Origin of the sequence: Cupriavidus mimosae, assembly GCF_023952485.1 — a bacterium.
GTDB lineage: Bacteria > Pseudomonadota > Gammaproteobacteria > Burkholderiales > Burkholderiaceae > Cupriavidus > Cupriavidus taiwanensis_C.
In genome coordinates this window covers 41,016-61,027 of record NZ_JALHRY010000001.1, presented here as the reverse complement: position 1 = coordinate 61,027, position 20,012 = coordinate 41,016, and the positions used below count along the sequence as shown (strand labels likewise).

22 protein-coding genes are annotated in these 20,012 nt (G+C 69.2%); 18 read left to right on the top strand and 4 right to left on the bottom strand.

What is annotated here, in order from left to right; genetic code table 11:
• Window positions 1-28 precede the first annotated feature (28 nt).
• Both MKD50_RS00310 and MKD50_RS00305 read right to left on the bottom strand, forming a co-directional pair.
• Entirely contained in the window at window positions 29-463 is a 435-nt protein-coding gene (locus MKD50_RS00310) for a BON domain-containing protein (protein ID WP_115702656.1), read from the bottom strand.
• Between the two features lie 280 nt (window positions 464-743).
• Window positions 744-1,016, bottom strand: a complete 273-nt coding sequence (locus tag MKD50_RS00305; RefSeq protein ID WP_197716311.1) for a hypothetical protein — start codon at window positions 1,014-1,016, stop codon at window positions 744-746.
• 263 nt (window positions 1,017-1,279) lie between these two features.
• Between MKD50_RS00305 and MKD50_RS00300 the strand changes: the two genes are divergently transcribed.
• From MKD50_RS00300 to MKD50_RS00260, 9 genes are all read left to right on the top strand, one after another.
• Window positions 1,280-2,236: an oxygenase MpaB family protein gene (locus MKD50_RS00300; protein WP_115702268.1), complete on the top strand. Its 957-nt coding sequence runs from the start codon at window positions 1,280-1,282 to the stop codon at window positions 2,234-2,236.
• 844 nt (window positions 2,237-3,080) lie between these two features.
• Entirely contained in the window at window positions 3,081-3,407 is a 327-nt protein-coding gene (locus tag MKD50_RS00295) for an RNA chaperone Hfq (RefSeq protein WP_115702270.1), read from the top strand.
• Window positions 3,408-3,632: 225 nt separating this feature from the next.
• Window positions 3,633-4,922 (top strand): FliC/FljB family flagellin, encoded by a 1,290-nt coding sequence (locus MKD50_RS00290; RefSeq protein WP_252666035.1) that lies wholly within the window; start codon window positions 3,633-3,635, stop codon window positions 4,920-4,922.
• Between the two features lie 147 nt (window positions 4,923-5,069).
• Complete coding sequence (locus MKD50_RS00285; RefSeq protein WP_115702274.1) at window positions 5,070-5,426, top strand: flagellar protein FlaG; 357 nt, start codon at window positions 5,070-5,072, stop codon at window positions 5,424-5,426.
• Window positions 5,427-5,459: 33 nt separating this feature from the next.
• Window positions 5,460-6,866 carry a flagellar filament capping protein FliD gene (gene fliD, locus MKD50_RS00280; RefSeq protein WP_252666034.1) on the top strand — a complete coding sequence of 469 codons (1,407 nt, stop codon included), beginning with the start codon at window positions 5,460-5,462 and terminating at the stop codon, window positions 6,864-6,866.
• 34 nt (window positions 6,867-6,900) lie between these two features.
• A complete protein-coding gene (fliS, locus tag MKD50_RS00275) occupies window positions 6,901-7,326 on the top strand; it encodes a flagellar export chaperone FliS (RefSeq protein WP_115702278.1) in 426 nt (141 codons plus the stop codon).
• Window position 7,327: 1 nt separating this feature from the next.
• Window positions 7,328-7,693 (top strand): flagellar protein FliT, encoded by a 366-nt coding sequence (locus tag MKD50_RS00270; RefSeq protein ID WP_115702280.1) that lies wholly within the window; start codon window positions 7,328-7,330, stop codon window positions 7,691-7,693.
• A 73-nt stretch (window positions 7,694-7,766) separates the two neighbouring features.
• Window positions 7,767-9,092, top strand: coding sequence for a flagellar hook-length control protein FliK (fliK, locus tag MKD50_RS00265; RefSeq protein ID WP_252666033.1), 1,326 nt, complete (start codon window positions 7,767-7,769; stop codon window positions 9,090-9,092).
• Window positions 9,089-9,382 (top strand): EscU/YscU/HrcU family type III secretion system export apparatus switch protein, encoded by a 294-nt coding sequence (locus tag MKD50_RS00260; protein WP_115702284.1) that lies wholly within the window; start codon window positions 9,089-9,091, stop codon window positions 9,380-9,382. The genes fliK and MKD50_RS00260 overlap by 4 nt, the downstream gene beginning before the upstream one ends.
• Before the next feature lie 75 nt (window positions 9,383-9,457).
• On the opposite strand, the gene fliE is transcribed toward MKD50_RS00260, so the two are convergent.
• Window positions 9,458-9,781, bottom strand: coding sequence for a flagellar hook-basal body complex protein FliE (gene fliE, locus MKD50_RS00255; protein ID WP_115702286.1), 324 nt, complete (start codon window positions 9,779-9,781; stop codon window positions 9,458-9,460).
• A 423-nt stretch (window positions 9,782-10,204) separates the two neighbouring features.
• Here fliE and fliF point away from each other — a divergent pair, with 423 nt between their 5' ends.
• From fliF to MKD50_RS00210, 9 genes are all read left to right on the top strand, one after another.
• Window positions 10,205-11,926 carry a flagellar basal-body MS-ring/collar protein FliF gene (gene fliF / locus MKD50_RS00250; RefSeq protein WP_252666032.1) on the top strand — a complete coding sequence of 574 codons (1,722 nt, stop codon included), beginning with the start codon at window positions 10,205-10,207 and terminating at the stop codon, window positions 11,924-11,926.
• Window positions 11,913-12,923 (top strand): flagellar motor switch protein FliG, encoded by a 1,011-nt coding sequence (gene fliG / locus MKD50_RS00245; RefSeq protein WP_062803757.1) that lies wholly within the window; start codon window positions 11,913-11,915, stop codon window positions 12,921-12,923. Before fliF ends, fliG begins: the two co-directional genes overlap by 14 nt.
• The gene (gene fliH / locus MKD50_RS00240; protein WP_252666031.1) at window positions 12,910-13,719 is read left to right on the top strand and encodes a flagellar assembly protein FliH; all 810 of its coding nucleotides are present in this window, start codon (window positions 12,910-12,912) and stop codon (window positions 13,717-13,719) included. Before fliG ends, fliH begins: the two co-directional genes overlap by 14 nt.
• Window positions 13,712-15,190: a flagellar protein export ATPase FliI gene (gene fliI, locus MKD50_RS00235; protein WP_252666030.1), complete on the top strand. Its 1,479-nt coding sequence runs from the start codon at window positions 13,712-13,714 to the stop codon at window positions 15,188-15,190. Before fliH ends, fliI begins: the two co-directional genes overlap by 8 nt.
• Window positions 15,156-15,614, top strand: a complete 459-nt coding sequence (gene fliJ, locus MKD50_RS00230) for a flagellar export protein FliJ (RefSeq protein WP_092314539.1) — start codon at window positions 15,156-15,158, stop codon at window positions 15,612-15,614. Before fliI ends, fliJ begins: the two co-directional genes overlap by 35 nt.
• A gap of 50 nt (window positions 15,615-15,664) precedes the next feature.
• Complete coding sequence (locus MKD50_RS00225) at window positions 15,665-17,107, top strand: flagellar hook-length control protein FliK (protein ID WP_252666029.1); 1,443 nt, start codon at window positions 15,665-15,667, stop codon at window positions 17,105-17,107.
• A 166-nt stretch (window positions 17,108-17,273) separates the two neighbouring features.
• Window positions 17,274-17,690: a type II toxin-antitoxin system HicB family antitoxin gene (locus tag MKD50_RS00220; protein ID WP_252666028.1), complete on the top strand. Its 417-nt coding sequence runs from the start codon at window positions 17,274-17,276 to the stop codon at window positions 17,688-17,690.
• 31 nt (window positions 17,691-17,721) lie between these two features.
• Complete coding sequence (alkB, locus tag MKD50_RS00215; RefSeq protein WP_252666027.1) at window positions 17,722-18,384, top strand: DNA oxidative demethylase AlkB; 663 nt, start codon at window positions 17,722-17,724, stop codon at window positions 18,382-18,384.
• A gap of 84 nt (window positions 18,385-18,468) precedes the next feature.
• Window positions 18,469-18,957 (top strand): GFA family protein, encoded by a 489-nt coding sequence (locus MKD50_RS00210; RefSeq protein ID WP_111516584.1) that lies wholly within the window; start codon window positions 18,469-18,471, stop codon window positions 18,955-18,957.
• A gap of 85 nt (window positions 18,958-19,042) precedes the next feature.
• On the opposite strand, the gene cysK is transcribed toward MKD50_RS00210, so the two are convergent.
• Window positions 19,043-19,960 carry a cysteine synthase A gene (gene cysK, locus MKD50_RS00205; protein WP_252666026.1) on the bottom strand — a complete coding sequence of 306 codons (918 nt, stop codon included), beginning with the start codon at window positions 19,958-19,960 and terminating at the stop codon, window positions 19,043-19,045.
• Between the last annotated feature and the right edge of the window lie 52 nt (window positions 19,961-20,012).

The window sequence follows — 20,012 nt, the reverse complement described above, 5'->3', positions numbered from 1 at the left end:
TCAACCCGTCGAGTTTCCACCGCTCCCCTCACCGGGTCGACACCTTCAAGTTGTCATTCACCGACGTCACCCCCTCGACGCTGCGAATCGTCTTCAATGCCAGGTCGTGCTGCTGCTGGGTCGGCACCGTGCCGCTGACTTCCACCGCCCCCTGTTGCGTCTTCACCTGAATGCCGGTGGACTTGAGGTCCTTGGTGCCGAGCAGCCGGGTCTTGATCTTAGTGGTGATGGCGCTGTCCTCGATGCTTTGCCTGGCGTTGTCGACCCCGGTCACCGCGCCGGTGTCCGGGTCGGGCCGCCCGGGCATGCCCGGTGCCGAGTTGACCGGCGCCACCGGTGCCTCGTCGGCCGCAACGAAGACCAGCCCGCTCTTGTCGAGCGCCAGCGCACTACCGGCAGCCGCCGCCAGCGCCGCGACGCAGGCCATGCGCACGGTGCGCGCGGTGGTTCGGGAAAATCGCATGGCTTCCTCCTTGAGGGTCCAGCGCAGGCCGCTGCCGGGCTGGCACGCGGCGCCACTGGCAAGGCATTTTTCAGCAAGCTCCATACCCACCATGGGGGCCGGGCGGCCCTGCCGCAACCGCGCCGGATGCTGTGTAAAACGGGCCACGCGTTGTAAAAGCGCCGCGGCGCGCGCGTGGCGCATCGCGCGCATCGCGCCGGCCCAGGCGGCGTGGCGGCGCTGTCGTGCTTGGCATGGCGATTGCGAAGCAAGGTCTGCGGCAGTTCGCCGCGTCAAGGAGCTAGCAATGGGACAGCAGCAACAGCCGGGTCAATCGCAGTCGGGCCAATCGCAATCGGGCCAGAAGCAGCAGGAACAATCGCAAACTGGCCAACGCGGCAGCCAGCAGCAACCTGGACAACAAGGCGGCGGGCAGATGGGTGACAAGGACCGCATGCAGGACCAACAGCAGCAGCAGGACCGCGGCAGCTCGCAGCCTGGCCAGCAAAGCGGCCAGCGCGGCGGCCAGCAAGGCGGCCAGGGCGGGCAGATGGGTGGCCAGCAGGGTGGACAAGGCGGACAAGGCGGACAACGCCAGCAGTAACACCCAGCCGCTACAACAAGGCAGCTATCCGGGTATGTGCGTGAGCAACATGCGGTGCTGACGCAGGGGCATACGCCGGAGATTGGCAGGCCGGAACTCTGAACGGGGCTCCGGCCCTTTTTACGGGTGGCGGTCGCGGCGGCGCGCTGCGCGCGCAGGCTGCCACCATCGCGTCACCATCCCGTGTATGCTGGCCCTGACCCGATCCCTTTTCCTTCCAGGCAGTACCAGCCTTGTCCAGCGTCACTGACCCCGCCCCGGGCAGCGCCACGCCGCAGCGCCGCGGCCCGCTGCATCAGCTCTCCGCGAGACTGCGGGAGCAGGCAGGTGCGCACGTGCGCGCGCTGACCCGCAGCAACTCCGGCCTGCGCCTGGACTATGACAACCCGCCCGGCGACCCCGGCCTGTTCGGCCCGGAAGCGGTCTGCTGGCGCGTGCATGCGGATTTCCCGGCGATGCTGGCCGGCGGCGTCAGCGCGCTGCTGCTGCAGACGCTGCATCCGCTGGCGCTGGCCGGGGTATGGGACCATTCCAGCTTTCGCACCGACATGCAGGGGCGCCTGGGCCGCACCGCGCAGTTCATCGCCGGCACCACCTATGGCAGCCGCGCCGACGCGATGGCGCTGATCGAACGCGTGCGGCGCATCCATACCGGCGTGTCCGGCATCGCGCCGGACGGACGGCCCTACGCGGCGTCGGACCCCGCGTTGCTGACCTGGGTGCACGTGGCCGAGGTCTCGAGCTTCCTGGCGGGCTACCTGCGCTATGTCGGCCCGCTCGGCGCTGCCGAGCAGGACCGCTATTACGCCGAGGTGGCCAGCATCGCGCAGTTGCTCGGCGCGACCGAGGTGCCGCGCTCGCGCGCCGAAGTGGACACCTATCTCGAATCCATGCGGCCCGCGCTGATGGCCAGCGAGCGTACCCGCGAAGTAGTGCGTCTGGTCAGGAAGATGCCGGTGGCCAATCCCTTGCTGCAACCGGCGGTGAGCATCATGACCGACGCCGGCATCGCGCTGCTGCCGCCATGGGCACGCCGCCAGCTCGACCTGGACGGGCCCTCGGTCCGCCGCTCCGCGGCGTTGGCCGGCATGCACGTGCTGGCGCCGGCACTGCGCTGGGCGCTGGGCGCCGGCCTGGCGGCCCGGGCCCGGCGGCGTGTGGCGCGAGGCACGGACGCTCGGACGGGTTGAGAGATTGGGGCCGGACAGGTCCGCGAACGAGGTGGGTTGCAGCCGAACAGGGCCGATCAGCGAACGCTTTCGGAGAGCAAAACGGAAATAGCGCCAGATTCCCCCGCATTTCAGGGAATCGGGCGCCGACGAAGTGGCGTTAAATGTGGCTCGGCATTCCGAACGGCCGGTCGGGTTATTCGACGTCCGGCCATAGCGCCGCAGAGCGCGATTCAAACGACGCGGGCAAAAAAGAAGCCCACGCGCGGGGTGCTCGTAGGCTTTCCAGGACTGCTCGAGCCAAACAGCTCTTGTTACGAATATAAACGCGCTTACATGAGGTGTAAATCCCGCTTCTATCAGGGGATTCCCTAGCGCGAGACGCGCGCCTGCGCGTATTTCTGGCATTTTTGCCCCTGAAATCACTTTCAGGTTACTTCTTGCAGAGGCTGGCAATTTCCTGCCAGCCTAATGCCCGCCTGGCCTTGTCGGCCAGGGGCACGCCGTCTCACGCCCGCATAAGCGCCGCTCGCTACCTCAAATCGCAGGAAAAAAGCAAACAAATTAATAGAGCGTAGCCTCTAGACCACGAGCGGCGTGCCGTCCGTCAACGCTTGTAAAACTTTGTTACTCTCACCCCTGAAGTATTCCCCTTCTCTTCTGGCAGCGCCAACCGCCGGCCATTGCACGACAATCCGGGGCCTGCATGCCGGGCCGGGTCTCGAGGCAATCCAGGCGGCCAGTCCGGTCGCCGTTACCGAGAGCGGATGTTTCCCTCGCCGCCCAGGCCGAGCCGCACCCCAAGCCGCCGGCCAACGGACCGTTATCAGCCGCCAGAACCCTTGCGGGCTCTTCCGGAGTCGTTGTGAAGAAGAAGGAAATCCGGGCCAAGCAACCCAGCCGACGGCAACTGCAGTCCCAGCAATTCGCCGCGTACCGCATTACTCAGTCCCCGGTGATCGTGCACTTGTCCAACGGCGCCCGGCTGCACGGGCTGGTGCTGGCCGCCGACGATTTCGTGCTGCTGCTCGGCCGGCGGCCCGACGACAGCCAGCCCACCGTGGTCTACAAGCGCGCCATCTGCCTGGTCACGCAGGCCGATGCGCCGGAGGTGGTAAATGTCGCCCCGGAAACGGTGGCCGCGCCGGATTTCGTGCCGCTCTATATTCCGCGCACGCGCAAGCGCCGCTAGGCCGGCGCCTCTTCCAAACGCCTTCCCGCCTTTGCCGACTGTCGTGGTACGGCGCCTCCTCCGCCCTGCCGGCACCCCGCGAAACTATCGCGGAGATCACTCTAAACCTTTGCCTTGCCCGGTCGATAACCCAAGCAACGGAGGCACTCTACGCCCTGCAAAGCAGGCCGCCAACGTTACGGCACTAGCCGGAATGCCCAAAACTTTGCATATAGGAGTCGTACCATGGCGCAAGTCATTAACACCAATTCGTTGTCTCTGATGACTCAGAACAACATGAACGCCTCGCAATCGTCGCTGAACACGGCGATCCAGCGCCTGTCGTCGGGCCTGCGCATCAACAGCGCCAAGGACGACGCCGCCGGCCAGGCCATTGCGAACCGCTTCACCGCCAACATCCGCGGCCTGACGCAAGCCCAGCGCAACGCCAACGACGGCATCTCGCTGGCGCAGACCACCGAAGGCGCGCTGACCGAAGTCAACAACAACCTGCAGCGTATCCGTGAACTGAGCGTGCAGGCCGCCAACGGCTCGAACTCGGCTTCGGACCTGAAGTCGATCCAGGACGAAATCTCGCAGCGCCTGTCGGAAATCGACCGCACTTCGCAGCAGACCGACTTCAACGGCGTGAAGGTGCTGTCCGCCAACGCCAAGCCGCTGACCATCCAGGTTGGCGCCAACGACGGCGAGACCATCACCATCGACCTGAAGCAGATCGATTCGTCGACGCTGGGCCTGAAGGGCTTCAGCCTGAGCAGCAACGCCCTGAACGTCAGCGAAGCCATCACCCAGACCAACACCGATGGCACCCCGGAAGCGGTCGACCTGTCCTCGGCCGCCACCTCGCTGGGCGTTGCCGCCAGCAGCCTGAGCCTGCACAACGTCAAGGACGCCGCCGGCGCCGCCACCGCCAACTTCGTGGTCAAGTCGGGCGACGACTACTACGCCGCTTCGGTGGACGATGCCACCGGCAACGTCGTGCTGAACCGTGCCGACCTCGAGTTCACCGATCCGGACAACGGCGTGACCACCGCGACCGCGCTGGCTAACCAGCTGGTCAAGGTCGGCGCCGACAGCACCGGCGCAGTGACCGCCTTCGCCACGATCCAGGGCCGCAACTTCGCCGTCGGCGCTGGCGCGCTGGCCAACGGCGGCGCCACCCCGACTGACTTCGACTACACCGGCACCGACATCGTCCTGAGCGGCGCTGGCGCCACGGCCGAATTCGCCGGCGCGTCGAGCGTCGACCCGCTGAAGAAGCTGGACGCCGCCCTGAAGATCGTTGACGACCTGCGCAGCTCGCTGGGTGCCGTGCAGAACCGCTTCGACTCGACCATCGCCAACCTGGGCACGACCGTGACCAACCTGTCCTCGTCGCGTTCGCGCATCCAGGACGCAGACTACGCCACGGAAGTGTCGAACATGACCCGTGCGCAGATCCTGCAACAGGCTGGCACCTCGGTCCTGTCGCAAGCCAACCAGACCACGCAAAGCGTGCTGTCGCTGCTGCGTTAATCGCTTCCGCAGACTGGCATACGAGGCTGGGCCGCAAGGCCCGGCCTTTTTGCCAGGGCAGCCGGAACGCGCTGGAGCGTTTCGCAGGCAGACCGCTGCCTGCCAAGCGTTTCAACCTGAACCCGCCACACGCCAACGGAGCCGAGCATGGCGCTTCCCCCTACCGTGAAACCGACCGCAGTGCGCCTGCCGTCCGATGTGCCGGCCCCCGGCACGATGGCGACCCCTGCACGCGCCGGCTTGCGCGCGCGGGAGAATGACACCGCGCGCGCCCCGACGCAAGCCGTCGCCGCGTCCGCCGCGATCGGCGAGCTGGTGGAAGCGTTCAAGACCACCTCGATCGGCCTGCGCTTCGAGATCGACGAGGCCACGCACCGTGTCGTCACCAAGGTGATCGACAAGGAAACCGGCGACCTGATCCGGCAGATGCCCACCGAAGAGGTGCTGCGCATCGCCCGCGCCATCGACAAGCTGCAGGGGCTGTTCGTCAGCCAGGCGGCCTGAGACCTGATCAACAGTTGAAGACGAGACAATAAAATGGCAACGATCTCCTCCATCGGCATCGGCTCCAACCTGGAGCTGAGCACCCTGCTGGACCAGCTGCAGAAGGCCGAGCAGGCGCCGCTCGAAGCCATCAACACGCAGGCCAAGAGCTACCAGACCAAACTGTCCGCCTACAGCCAGGTGCAGAGCGTGCTGGACGCCTACAAGGCCGCCGCCACGAAACTGTCGAACGCCGCCACCTTCGGCGCGGTCAAGGCCTCGGTCGGCACGCCGGACGTGATGTCGGTGACCACCGCGGCCAATGCCGTGCCGGGCAACTACACCATCACCGTCAACATCCTGGCCACTGCGCAATCCCTGGTCAGCGGCAACGTGGCCGACCAGAAGGCCGCGATCGGCGGCGGCGAGCTGGTGTTCGATTTCGGCGAGGCGCTGGCCACCGGCGGCGCGCCCGCCAGCACCAAGAAGGTCACCATCCCGGCGGGCTCGTCGCTCGAAGGCATGCGCGATGCCATCAACAAGGCCGGCATCGGCGTGACTGCCAGCATCGTCAATGACGGCAGCGCCAGCCCGTATCGCCTGGTGCTGACCTCGGACAAGACCGGCACGCAGGCCACCATGCGCGTGTCGTCGACGGACCCGGCGCTGAGCAACGTGGTTGCCTTCGACCCGGCCGCGGCGCCCGCCGCCAACAAGATGGAACAGAAGGTGCCCCCGGCCAACGCGACGCTGAAGATCAACGGCATCGACGTGGTCAGCCAGAGCAATGCGGTGGTGGACGCCGCCCAGGGCGTGACCATGAACCTGTCCAAGACCGGCACCACCTCGCTGGTGGTGACGCGCGACAACGACGCGATCAAGGCCTCGATCCAGGCCTTCGTCACCGCGTACAACAACATCCAGAGCACCGCCAAGTCGCTGACGGCGTTCGATGCCAAGGCTGGCACGTCGGCCGCGCTGACCGGCGACGGCACGCTGCGCTCGATCCAATCGAGCCTGCGCTCGATGCTGGGCGGCGCCATGGACAACGGCAACGGCGGCACGATCACACTGATCGACGTCGGCATCACGTTCCAGAAAGACGGCACCATGAAGCTGGACGATGCCAAGCTGACCAAGGCGCTGAACGACAACCTGGGCGGGGTCACGTCGCTGTTCTCCAGCACCACCGGCGACGGCGGCATCGGCAAGCGCGCCACTACCTATATCGAAGGCCTGAGCAAGACTGATGGTGCGCTCAAGGTGGCGCAGGACGGCATCACCAAGACGCTGGAGGACCTGGAGGACGACTATGACCGCGTCCAGGACCGCGTCACCGCCACCATCGACCGCTACAAGGCCCAGTTCACACAGCTGGATCTGGTGGTGTCGCAGATGAACCGCACCAGCAGCTACCTGACGCAGCAGTTCAACGCGCTCAACAACAGCATCAAGAAGTAACACGCCACTTCCCACCGCCACGAGGAACCCAGCCATGTTCGCCCGCGCATCCGCCAACGCCTACGCCCAGGTGGGCGTCCAGACCGGTGCCATGAGCGCCAGCCCGCACAAGCTGATCGCCATGCTGTACGACGGCGCGCGCGCCGCGATCGCGCGGGCCAGGTTCCACTTGGAAGGCGGCAACATCGCCGAGCGCGGCAATGCCATCTCCAAGGCCATCGACATCATCGACAACGGCCTGCGCGCGGTGCTCGACCACGACGCCGGCGGCGAGATCTCGGCCAATCTCGAAGCCCTGTACGAATACATGGTGCGCCGGCTGATGCTGGCCAACCTGCGCAGCGACGCGGCGCTGCTGAGCGAGGTCGACGCGCTGCTGGAAAGCCTGGCCTCGGCCTGGGCGCAGATCGATGACGCGGCCGCCGGGGCCGAGCGCCAACCCGCCTTACAGGACAACTGACATGGCCTTCCCCCCAGTGTTTTCGCCGATCGTGGCCTGCTACGAGGACATCCTCGCCCTGTCCGCGCGCATGCATGAGGCGGCGCAGGGTGCCGACTGGGACACGGTCACCACCTTGCAGCAAGCCTACCTGGCCCAGGTGGAGCGCCTGCGCCTGCTCGACCACGACGCCCCGGTCTCCGATGCCGAGCGCATGCGGCGCTACCAGCTGCTGGACCGTATCCTGACCTACGACGCCCGCATCCGCGACCTGGCGCTGCCGCAGCTCAAGCGGCTCGGCGACATGCTGACCAGCTCGCGCCGGCAGTTCGAGCTGAGCGCCGCCTATGGTGCGACGGCAGGGGCCACGTCGGGCGCCACCACCTGAGGCGGCCTGGGCGCCGCTCCCCTCTTCCACCGGCAGGCCGCACCGCCCGCCGTCCCTGATCCATGCGACCCGTATGACCGGCATCCACCTGCCGCCAGGCCTGGCACCCGGTCAGGCCCCCGACCCCCAGACCCTGCGCACCGCCATCGCCCTCGACCAGGTCGCGGCCTTGCAGCCGGTGGCCGAGGCGACCGAGTCCAACGTCCAGAACGCCACCGGCCAGGCCATCCGCCACAGCGCGCTGGCAAGCGGCCCCAATGCCATAGCCGGCCAGGGCGCCCTGCTGCCGGGCGCGTCGACGCAGGAATCGCTGAGTGCGGCGGCGCGGGCCATCCTGGCCGTGTTGGACGGTGCCGAGGCCCAGCCGGTGCGCAGCATCGCCTCGCTGCTGCCGGCGGCGCCCACGGCAGCGTCGGCGCAGGCCATCGCCGCGGCGCTGGCCAATGCGGTCGGCCAGAGCGGCCTGTTCTATGAATCGCACCTGGCGCAGTGGGTGGCCGGCGCGCGCGGGCTCGCCAGCCTGCGCCAGGAGCCGCAGGCACAGGTTCCGCTGCCGGGCCGGCCCGCGATCCCGCCCGGCGCAAGCCAGGGCGCCGCTGCCACGCCGCCGCCGCTGCAGCTGGCCTATGCCGGCAGCGGCGCAGCAGCGGAACCGGCGCGGCCGCTCATGCCGTCCATGCCGCCACTGCTGCCGGCCTCCCAGGTGCTGGCAGAAGCGCTGGCGTCGGCCGGCAATCCGCGCGTGGCCCACAGCCATGCGGCGGCCGAGCAGGCGTTGCGCCAAGGCACCGCGACCACGGCGGCCTACAGCCGCGGCGCCGCCGCCGAACCGGCCGCGCAGCGCCCCTCGGCGGCAACGCTGGCCACGCAGGCCTACCAATCGACGGCCGAGGCTGGCGCGCGCCTGGCCGCGCTGGACAGCCTGGCCGCCGCGCGCGCATTGGAGGGCGGCGTGCAGTCCGCTCCGGCCGATGCCGGCCGGCAGCCGGCGGTCGCCGGCCCGGCCATCCATCCCGCCACCGAAGGCGTGGTCCGGCAGCAACTGGAGTTGCTCGCCACGCAGCAGTTCCGCTTTGCCGGCGAAGCCTGGCCCGGCGTGCCGATGGAATGGGAACTGCTGCGCGCGGAGGCGGAAGATGCGGCCTCTCATGGCGAAGGCGCGCGGCCGTGGTCGAGCAGCCTGCGGCTGCAATTGCCTAACCTGGGCGTGGTCGAAGCAGTGCTGACCTTAGGCCCTGGCGGTCTCGACGCCCGGGTGGCCACCCCCGAAACCGACGTGGCGGCGCGCTTCATCGCGGCGCGGCCGCAGCTGCGCAGCCAGCTCGAGGCGCATGGCATCGCGGTGCAGCGCCTGAGCGTGCAGACGCAGGACAGCCTGGCGCAAGGCGGAACGCTATGAGCGACGCAGCACAAGAACGCGGGGCGGCGATCGCGCTGTCGTACCAGCACAGCGACCGCGCGCCGCGCGTGGTCGCCAAGGGCTATGGCGTGGTCGCCGAAGCCATCATCGCCCGCGCGCGCGAGGCCGGCGTCTACGTCCACGACTCGCCGACGCTGGTGAACCTGCTGATGCAGGTCGACCTGGACAGCCACGTGCCGCCCCAACTCTACGTGGCGGTGGCCGAACTGCTGGCGTGGATCTATCAACTGGAATCCGGCCTGGATCCCGACGCGCCGGGCCCGGCCTGAGCGCCGGCCCGACGGCAAAAGCCCCCGGCCGCTTGCGCGCCCCGGGGGCTTTCCGTTCCAGGCAAGGCATCCGCCTTACACCGGCATATTCATCATCTCCTGATAAGCCGCCACCAGCCGGTTGCGCACCTGCACCCCGGTCTGGAACGACACATTGGCCTTCTGCAGGTCGATCATCACGTCGTTTAGCGCCACGCCGGGCTTGCCCAGTTCGAACGCCTCGGCCTGGCCGTAGGCGCGCTCCTGCGCGGCGTTGATGCGGCCGAGCGAGCGCTGCAGCTCGCCGGCGAAACCGCCGCCGACCGGCGCCGCGGCCTGCCCGGCGGAGTTGCCGGAGGCAACCTGGGACATCCCGCGCAGTTGCTGCAGCATGCCCTCGATGGAAGAGATAGTGGTCATGGGTCGTGATCGGCCGGAAGTCCGGCCCGGTTGGTCGTAGGGCGCGCCGTTGGCGCCGGTTGGCCGGTTCCCGGCCTGCCACAGGCCCGCCAGGCGGAGCCGCAGCCAGTTTCAGCCCTCGCAGCGTACCCGCCGCCACCCCCGCCCGATGGACCGAAATCGGCCGGAAAACCCGGTCTATTCACCGCATTGTCTCGCTCAAGTCTGGCCGATCATTGCCACCGTGCCGGAAGAGCGCGGGCGGCGGTGCTGTGCGCGTGTCGGCAATCACCAGACAACCATCCATTCGGGAGTACGCGTGTTTTCTCTGCAGCGCAATGTGAGCCGCACGGCTAGCCGTGCCGCGAGCCGGGCCGACGACCAGGGCGAGCCGCAGCGCCGGCGCCGGCGCGCGCCTGGCCGCGCCGCATCCGGAGCACGCGCATGACCGCGGCAGTGGCACTGCCCGGGCGTCCGGCCGAAATGCTGGAGCGCCTGAAGGCCAACCCGAAGCTGCCGCTGATGCTGGGCGGCGCGGCCCTGGCCGCCGCGATTGCGGTGGGCGTGCTGTGGTCGCGCGGCCCCGACTACAAGGTGCTGTACAGCAACCTGTCCGAGCGCGACGGCGGCGCGGTGCTGCAGTCGCTGCAGCAGATGAACGTGCCGTACAAGTTCGCAGAAGGCGGCGGCGCGGTGATGGTGCCGGCCGAGAAGGTGCACGAGACGCGCCTGCGGCTGGCTTCGCAAGGCCTCCCCAAGAGCGGCACCGCGGGCATGGAGCTGATGGACAACCAGAAGTTCGGCATCAGCCAGTTTGCCGAACAGGTCAATTACCAGCGCGGGCTGGAGGGCGAGCTGGCGCGCTCGATCGAAGCGATCGCCGCGGTGCAGTCCGCGCGCGTGCACCTGGCCATCCCCAAGCCGACGCTGTTCGTGCGCGAGCGCCAGAAGCCGACCGCGTCGATCGTGCTGCAGCTGTACCCGGGCCGCGCCATCGACGAAGGCCAGGTCGCGGCGATCAGCCACCTGGTGTCGTCGAGCGTGCCGGAGCTGACGCCCAAGTCGATCTCGATCGTCGACCAGCACGGCAACCTGCTGTCGAACACCGGCAACGAGCGCATGCTCGACGCCACCCAGCTCAAGTACGTGCAGGCGCTGGAGCAGAACTACCTGAAGCGCATCGAGGCGATCCTGGCGCCGATCGTCGGCAAGGACAACGTGCGCGCGCAAGTCACCGCCGACGTGGACTTCTCCATCGTCGAGCACACCGACGAGAGCTACAAGCCCAACCAGGACCCGACCCGCACCGCGATCCGCAGCCAGCAGACCAGCGAATCGACCCAGCAGGGCGCAACGCCGCCGGGCGGCGTGCCGGGCGCGCTGTCGAACCAGCCGCCCGCTGCCGCCGCGGCACCGGTGACCACGCCGCAGACGCCGCGCGCGGGGCAGGCGCCGGGCCAGGCCGGTGCACCGGCCGCGGGCCAGCCCGGACAGCCGGGTCAGGCTGGCCAGGCCGCGCAGGGCGCCACCGCCGCCGCGTCCAGCGGCCCGAGCAGCAACCGCCGCGATTCCACCGTCAACTATGAGCTGGACCGCTCGGTGCGCCATGTGCAACAGGCCCCGGGCGGCGTGCGCCGGTTGTCGGTGGCGGTGGTGGTCAACTACCGCCAGCAGGCCGATGCCAAGGGCAAGCTCGTGGCCGAGCCGCTGCCGCCGGCGCTGCTGGCGCAGATCCAGAACCTGACCAAGGAAGCGATGGGGTTCTCGGCCGATCGCGGCGACTCCATCAACGTGGTCAACAGCCCCTTCACCGCCGAGCGCGAGAAGGCCGAGCCCGAACTGCCGCTGTGGAAGCAGCCCGACATGATCGCACTGGGCAAGAGCCTGGCCGGCTACCTGCTGCTGGCGCTGCTGGCGCTGTTCGTGTGGTTCAAGGTAGCGCGCCCGATCCTGCGCCGCTACACCGCGCCGCCGTTGCCGGCGCCTGAGCCCAAGGACGAGACCGAGGCGGTGCTGCTGCCGCCGGAAGAGCCGGCCAATCCGGAAATCCTGCGGCTTGCCGCGAAGTATGAAAGCGACCTGGCGCTGGTGCGCGACGCCGCCCAGCGCGACCCCCGCCTGGTCGCCAGCGTGATCAAGAACTGGATTAGCAATGACAACCGCTAAGGGCATCTCTGAATCCGGCCTGCAGAAAAGCGCGGTGCTGATGATGGCGATCGGCGAGGATGCCGCGGCCGAGGTGTTCAAGCACCTGTCGCAGCGCGAAGTGCAGGAGCTGGGCTCGGCCATGGCCACGCTCAGCTCGGTCACCCGCGAGGAAATGGCCGAGGTGCTGGGCGAGTTCCGCGCCGAGACCGAGCAGTACCTGGCGCTGAACGTCGACTCCAGCGCGTTTATCCGCAGCGTGCTGAACAAGGCGCTGGGCGAGGAACGTGCGCAGTCGGTGATCGAGGACATCCTGGAGTCGCGCGATCCGGGCGGCGGCATCGACTCGCTCAACTGGATGGATGCCACCGCCATCGCCGAGCTGATCCGCGACGAGCACCCGCAGATCATCGCCACCATCCTGATCCACCTGGACCGCCAGAAGTCGTCGGAGGTGCTGGGGCTGTTCACCGACCGCCTGCGCAACGACGTGATCCTGCGCATCGCCACCTTCGGCGGCGTGCAGCCGGGCGCGCTGCAGGAACTGACCGACGTGCTGACCAAGCTGCTGGCGGGCCAGAGCCTGAAGCGCAGCCGCATGGGCGGCGTGCGCACCGCGGCCGAGATCATCAACCTGATGAGCACCGCGCACGAAGAAGCCGTGATCGACGGCGTGCGCCTGCACGACGGCGACCTGGCGCAGAAGATCATCGACGAGATGTTCCTGTTCGAGAACCTGCTCGAGGTCGACGACCGCGGCATCCAGCGCGTGCTCAAGGAAATCGCCACCGAATCGCTGATCGTCGCGCTCAAGGGCGCGCCGCAGGAGCTGCGCGACAAGTTTATCCGCAACATGTCCACCCGCGCCGGCGAGATGCTGCGCGAGGACCTGGACGCGCTGGGCCCGGTGCGCGTGTCGCAGGTAGAAGCCGAGCAGAAGGCCATCCTGCAGGTGGTAAGGCGCCTGGCGGATGCGGGCGAAGTGCAGATCGGCGGAGGCGACGATGCCTATGTCTAAGGCAGACCCCGAGCGCGGGGCCGGGCGCCGCGGGTTGGGCGCCGATCCGTTCTTGTCCCAGGGCGGCCACGGCGCCGCGGGTTCCGGCGGCTTCGCGCCATTCGAGCCGCCGCGCCGGACGCGTGGCGGCGCCGGCTGGCAGCGCTGGCAGATGGGCTCGCTCGATCCCCGGCATGCCGAGCCGCTCGAGACGCTGGCCGCCGTGCCGGCCGAACCCGCGCCGCCGCCGATCGACTTCGCCGCCCTCGACGCGATGCGCGAAGGCGCGCGCAAGGAAGGCTATGCCCAGGGCTACACCCAGGGCCAGACCCAGGGCTACGGCGACGGCCATCGCGAAGGCTATGCGCGCGGCCTGGAAGCGGCCCGCAACGAGGCCGCGCAGCTGCAGGTGCTGGCCGGCAATTTCCGCAGCGCGCTGAGCAATGTCGACGACGCGGTCGCGCACGCGCTGGTGTCGCTGGCGCTGGACGTGGCGCGCCAGCTGGTGCGCACGACGCTGGCGCAGGACGCCGCGGCGCTGCTGCCGGCGGTGCGCGAGCTGCTGACCAGCGAACCGGCGCTGTCCGGATCGCCCAGCCTGCTGCTGCACCCCGACGACGTCGCGCTGGTGGAGACCCATCTGCAAGGCGAACTTGCCGCCGCTGGCTGGACCGTGCGCGCCGATGCGTCGGTGGCGCGCGGCGGCTGCATCGCCAGCGCCGCCAGCGGCGAGCGCGACGCCACGCTGCCCACGCGCTGGACCCGCGTGGTGCGGGCGCTGGGCCGCGACGATCCGTGGGAGCCGCCGCATGCCTGACACCGCGCAGGACAGCCAGCACGCCGCGCACGACCATGCGCAACACTGGATCGGTGCGCTCAACGGCGCCGCCGCCGGCATCGCCGGGCTCGACAGCAAGCGCAGCTGCGGCCGTCTGACGCGCGCCGCGGGCCTGGTGCTGGAAGCGGTCGGCCTGCGCCTGCCGGTGGGCAGCGATTGCCTGATCGAGCTGCCCGCCGGACAGTTCACCACCGACAGCAACGCCCCGCGCACCGCGGAGGCCGAAGTGGTCGGCTTCGGCGCCGACCGCCTCTACCTGATGCCGCAGTCCGACGTGGTCGGGCTGCTGCCGGGCGCGCGTGTCTACCCGCTGGAGCCGTCGCCGCAACCCGCCGGCACCAGCGCGCCGCGCGAGCCGGGCTCCAAGCGCCTGCCGGTCGGCGCGGGCCTGCTGGGCCGCGTGCTGGATGCGGCGGGCCGCCCGCTGGACGGGCTCGGCCCGCTCGCCGCGGCGATGGAAGTGCCGCTCGCCGGCGAGCAGATCAACCCGCTGATGCGGGCTCCGATCGAAACCGTGCTCGACACCGGCGTGCGTGCCATCAACGGCATGCTGACCGTCGGCCGCGGCCAGCGCATGGGCCTGTTCGCCGGCTCCGGCGTGGGCAAGAGCGTGCTGCTGGGCATGATGGCGCGCTACACCAGCGCCGACGTGATCGTGGTCGGCCTGATCGGCGAACGCGGCCGCGAGGTGAAGGAGTTCATCGAGAACATCCTGGGGCCGGAGGGCCGGCGCCGCTCGGTGGTGGTGGCCGCGCCGGCCGACTGCTCGCCGCTGCTGCGCATGCAGGGCGCCGCCTACGCGACGCGGCTGGCGGAGTATTTCCGCGACCAGGGCCAGCACGTGCTGCTGATCATGGATTCGCTGACGCGCTACGCCATGGCCCAGCGCGAGATTGCGCTGGCCATCGGCGAGCCGCCCGCCACCAAGGGCTATCCGCCGTCCGTCTTCGCCAAGCTGCCGACGCTGGTCGAGCGCACCGGCAACGGCCCCGAGGGCGGTGGCTCGATCACCGCGTTCTACACCGTGCTGACCGAAGGCGACGACCAGCAGGACCCCATCGCCGATTCCGCGCGCGCCATCCTCGACGGCCATATCGTGCTGTCGCGCAGCCTGGCCGAAGCCGGCCACTATCCGGCCATCGACGTCGAGGCCTCGATCAGCCGCGCCATGACCGCGCTGATCCCGCACGAGCAATTCGGCTCGGTGCGCCGCTTCAAGCAGCTGATGTCGCGCTACCAGCGCAACCGCGACCTGATCAGCGTGGGCGCCTACGTGCCCGGCAACGATCCGGAGCTGGACCTGGCGATCCAGCTGCATCCGCGCATGGAAGCCTTCCTGCAGCAGGACATCCACGAGCGCGCCGGCTACGCCGACGCCATTGCCGCGCTGCACAGCCTCTTCGACAGGAGTGAACATGCTCAAGCATTCACCGCTCAACACGCTGGCTGACCTGGCCCAGACCGACACCGATGCCGCCGCGCGCGAGCTCGGCCGGCTGCAGGGCCTGCGCACGCAGGCGGAGCTGCAGCTCAACCAGCTCACGCAGTACCGCCAGGAATACCGCGAGCGCATGCAGGTGGTGGCGGCGCAGGGCATTACCTCCAGCCGCTGGCAAGACTTTTCGCGCTTCCTCGATTCGCTGGACCAGGCCATCCGCCAGCAGGGCGCGGCCCTGGCCAAGGCCGAGGCCGACCTGCTGGCAGGCCGCAACCGCTGGCAGCACCAGAAGCGCCGCCTGAACTCTTTCGACACGTTGATCGCACGCGCGGAAGCGAAGCAGGAGCAGGTGGCCGCGCGCCGCGAGCAGCGCGCCAACGACGAATACGCCGCCCGCCTGGCACGCACCGCCGCCAGCCGCCTGAGCGAAGCCTGAACGATGCCTGGGCGGCAACCGCCCGCCAGGCCACACCGTAGCGAATCCCCATGATCGATATCAGCCAGATTGTCAGCAGCGCCGCCAACGCGGTGGAAGGCGCCCGGCGCGCCAGCGCCGACACCGCCGCCAACGGCTTCCGCGACGCGCTCTCGCAGGCCCGCGACAGCCACAAGGCCGCCGCACCGGCGCCCGCCGCCAGGGAGACGGTCGCGCGCGACAAGTCCCCGGCGCGGCCGGCTGCCGCACAGGCGGACGCCGGCAAGCCGCAGCATGCCGCCGCCAACGGCAAGAAGGCCGCTGCCGGCGAAAAGGATCAGGACAAGGAAGATGCCGCCGAAGCAACGCCGACGGATGCAGCCGCCGCCGCAGCCGCCGCATTGGCGCTGATGCTTCCTGCCGCCGCGCCAGCGAATCCCGCCGCCACGCCAGCCGGCGCGGCGGGCGCTGCCGTCGCCGGCATGAGCGACACCGGCGGTGCCGCGGCCTTGCAGGCGGCGCTCAGCAACACCGTGTCGAACGCCACCGCGCAAACCCAGGTCGAAACCGGCACCACGGCAGGCCCTGCTGACGGCACCGCATTACCCGACCCGTTGCAGACGGTCACCGCCGAATCCCGGCCGGCGCAGCCGTCGGTCGCCGACACGCTGGCCACCATCGCCTCGCAACGCGCGGCGATGCAATCCGGTGGCAGCGCCGGCACTGATGCAAAGGCCGGCGCAACACCGGCCGTCGCGGGTGACGCATTGGCGGTCCGTCAAGCGGACTTGCCGGGGCAGGACACTGGCGCTTCCGCAGGCGGAGCGGGGCATCGCCCTGACAGCAGTCTCGGCCAGCATCGCGCCGATCCGCTCGCGGCTGGCACAAATGCGCCGGATTCCCGGCCCGCAGCCAACCCATTTGCCACCGCGCAGGCTACGGCACGCGCCGGAGAGACCGCGGCGGCCAGCCCCGATGGCACCCCGGCTATTGCCGCCACGCTGGCCGGCCAAGCCACGCCGGCCGCTGCCGCGGCTGCCGCCAGCCGGCCCGTGGTCACTCCCCCGCTGTACGACAGCCAGTGGCCGCAGGCCCTGGGCCAGCAGATGATCCGCCTGGGCACGCAAGGCCAGCACAGCGCCGAACTGCAACTGAACCCGCCTGACCTGGGACCGCTCAAGGTGGTGCTCAACGTGGTCAACGACCAGGCCCAGGCGCAATTCGTCTCGCCCCACCAGGCCGTGCGCGCCGCGGTCGAAGCCGCACTGCCGCACCTGCGCACCGCGCTGTCGGAAAACGGCATCCAGCTGGGCCACACCTCGGTGGGCGCCGATGGCTTTGCCAGCCAGGCCGGCAACGGCAATGGCCAGCAACAGCAGGCGCCGGGGCAGGGGCGTGGACAGGCTGGCTTTGGTGGCGCTGCGATGGCGTCGGCTGAGCCGGGCCAGGGGTCCAGTGCTACGGCACGGCCTGCGCGAGTGCTTGGGCGGGGGGAGATTGATACGTTTGCGTGAGAACGCGCTGGCTGTTTGCTCCCCCTCTCCCGCAAGCGGGATAGGGAGTACACAGACGCGGCGCACGGCCGACGGAACGCCTTGAAACGTTGATTAGGGGCGGCTGGCATTGGTAAACATTATTGATTACCATACAAGCCTCTGTTGACGTGGGAGGAATTCCAATATGCTGCGTTTTCCCGCCAACATCGTCCCCGACGGCGATGGCTTTGCGGTCTCGTTTCCCGATATTCCGGAAGCCCTGACCAGCGGCGCCACGATCGAGCAGGCCCAGGAGATGGCCGCCGATGCGCTTGCCACGGCCATGGAGTTCTATTTCGAAGATGGCCGCCCAGTGCCGCTGCCGTCGAAGGCCGCACGCGGCCAGCATCTGGTCGAGCTGCCGGCAAGCATGTCGGCAAAGGTGCTGCTGCTCAACGAGATGAGCGCGCAGGGGGTTACGCAGGCGGAGCTGGCACGCCGCCTGCATACCCGCAAGCAGGAAGTCCAGCGCATCGTCAACCTCGATCATGCGACCAAGATCGACACGATCGAGGCCGCCTTCCGGGCGCTGGGCAAGCGGCTGGAACTGAAGGTCGCCTGAACCCGCAGGGCTATCGCAGCACCCTCCCACCATGACGTTCGACCTGTTCGACGACCTGCCCGAAGACAGCCCCACCACCCCCGTCATCGAACCCCTCGCCGACGGCGCCGTCGTGCTGCGCGGCGCGGCGCGGGCCAATGCCGAAGTGCTGCTAGCCGATGTGCAAACCATCCTGGCCCTGGCCCCCTGGCGGCACATGGTCACCCCCGGCGGGCTGAAGATGTCGGTGGCGATGACCAACTGCGGTGCGTGCGGCTGGGTCTCCGACGCGCGCGGCTATCGCTATGATCCGGTCGATCCGCTGAGCGGACAGGCATGGCCCGACATGCCCGCGAACTTCCGCGAACTGGCCGCCGGCGCGGCGGCGCAGGCGGGCTTTGCCGGTTTTGCGCCGGATGCCTGCCTGATCAACCGCTATATGCCGGGCACCCGGCTGTCGCTGCACCAGGACCGCGACGAGCGCGATTTCTCCGCGCCCATCGTCTCGGTGTCGCTGGGGCTGCCGGCGGTGTTCCTGTTCGGCGGCATGCGCCGTGCCGACAAGCCGCAGCGGATTCGGCTGGCGCATGGCGACGTGGTGGTGTGGGGCGGGCCGTCGCGGCTGGCGTTCCACGGCGTGGCGCCGCTGGCCGATGGCGATCATCCGCTGCTGGGGCCGCTGCGCATCAACCTGACGTTCCGCAAGGCGCGATAGGCGCCGGACCGGCCTTGGCACTTTGGCGGGGGTTTTCTACAGTCAATGGACTGTCCCGAACGCCACCGTGCAAAGGTCCTTCCCATGCATCTCGACGGCTCCTGCCATTGCGGCGCGGTCCACTTCTCGCTCGAGTCCGATTCGCCCTGCCCTTACATGCATTGCCATTGCTCGATCTGCCGCAAGACGGCGGGCGGGGGCGGCTATGCCATCAACATCGGCGGCGATGCCGCCACGCTGCGCGTGCGCGGGCGCAAGCACCTGGGCGTCTACCATGCCGTGCTGCGCGAACCCGGCAAGCGCGCGCGGCGCTCGCCGGCGCAGCGGCATTTCTGCGTCAAGTGCGGCAGCGCGCTGTGGCTGTGGGACCCGCGCTGGCCCGAGCTGCTCTATCCCCATGCCTCGGCCATCGATACGCCGCTGCCGCGCCCGCCAGAGGTGGTGGAGGCCTCGCTGGATTCCGTGGCGCCGTGGGTCGACGTGCCGCGCGGCAAGGGCCATGTCCGCTGCGACACCTGGCCAGAGGAATCGCTGGCCGACTGGCACAAGCGGCACGGCCTGCTGTCGCGCTGAATGACAGGCACGCGCGGCGTCTGCCTCCAGATCAACGAAGCGCCCTGAGCGCCCGGGCCGGGGCGCTCAGGAACGCTGTCACCCCTCAGGCCGGCAGGAAACCTTCGACCGTCAGGTAGCGCTCGCCGGTGTCGTAGTTGAAGCCCAGCACGCGCGCGTTGGCCGGCAGTTCAGGCAGCTTCTGCGCGATCGCTGCCAGGGTGGCGCCCGACGAGATCCCGACCAGGATGCCTTCCTCGCGCGCGCAGCGGCGCGCCATCTCGCGCGCGGGCTCGGCGTCGACCTGGATCACGCCGTCGAGCAACGCGGTGTCCAGGTTCTTCGGGATAAAGCCCGCGCCGATGCCCTGGATCGGGTGCGGCGCCGGGGCGCCGCCGGAGATCACCGGCGAGGCCACCGGCTCGACTCCGAACACCTTCAGCCGCGGCCATTTGTCCTTCAGCACCCGCGCGCAGCCGGTCAGGTGGCCGCCGGTGCCGACGCCGGTGATCAGCACGTCTAGCCCCTCGGGGAAATCGTTCAGGATTTCCTGCGCGGTGGTGCGCGCATGCACATCGGCGTTGGCCGGGTTCTCGAACTGCTGCGGCATCCACGCGCCCGGGGTGGCGGCGACCAGCTCCTCGGCGCGCGCGATCGCGCCCTTCATGCCCTTCTCGCGCGGGGTCAGGTCAAAGGTGGCGCCATAAGCCAGCATCAGGCGGCGGCGCTCCACCGACATGCTGTCCGGCATCACCAGCACCAGCTTGTAGCCCTTGACCGCGGCCACCATCGCCAGGCCGATGCCGGTGTTGCCCGAGGTCGGCTCGATGATGGTGCCACCGGGCTTGAGCACGCCGCGGCGTTCGGCGTCTTCCACCATCGCCAGCGCGATGCGGTCCTTGATCGAAGCCCCGGGGTTGCTGCGTTCGGACTTGATCCAGACCTCATGGCCGTTGCCGAACAGCCGGTTGATGCGGATATGCGGGGTATTGCCGATCGTCTGCAGGATGTTCTGGACCTTCATCGTGTTCTCCGTGGCGGTTGCGATGCAGCGAGCCTGGCAAGCGCGTGCAGCG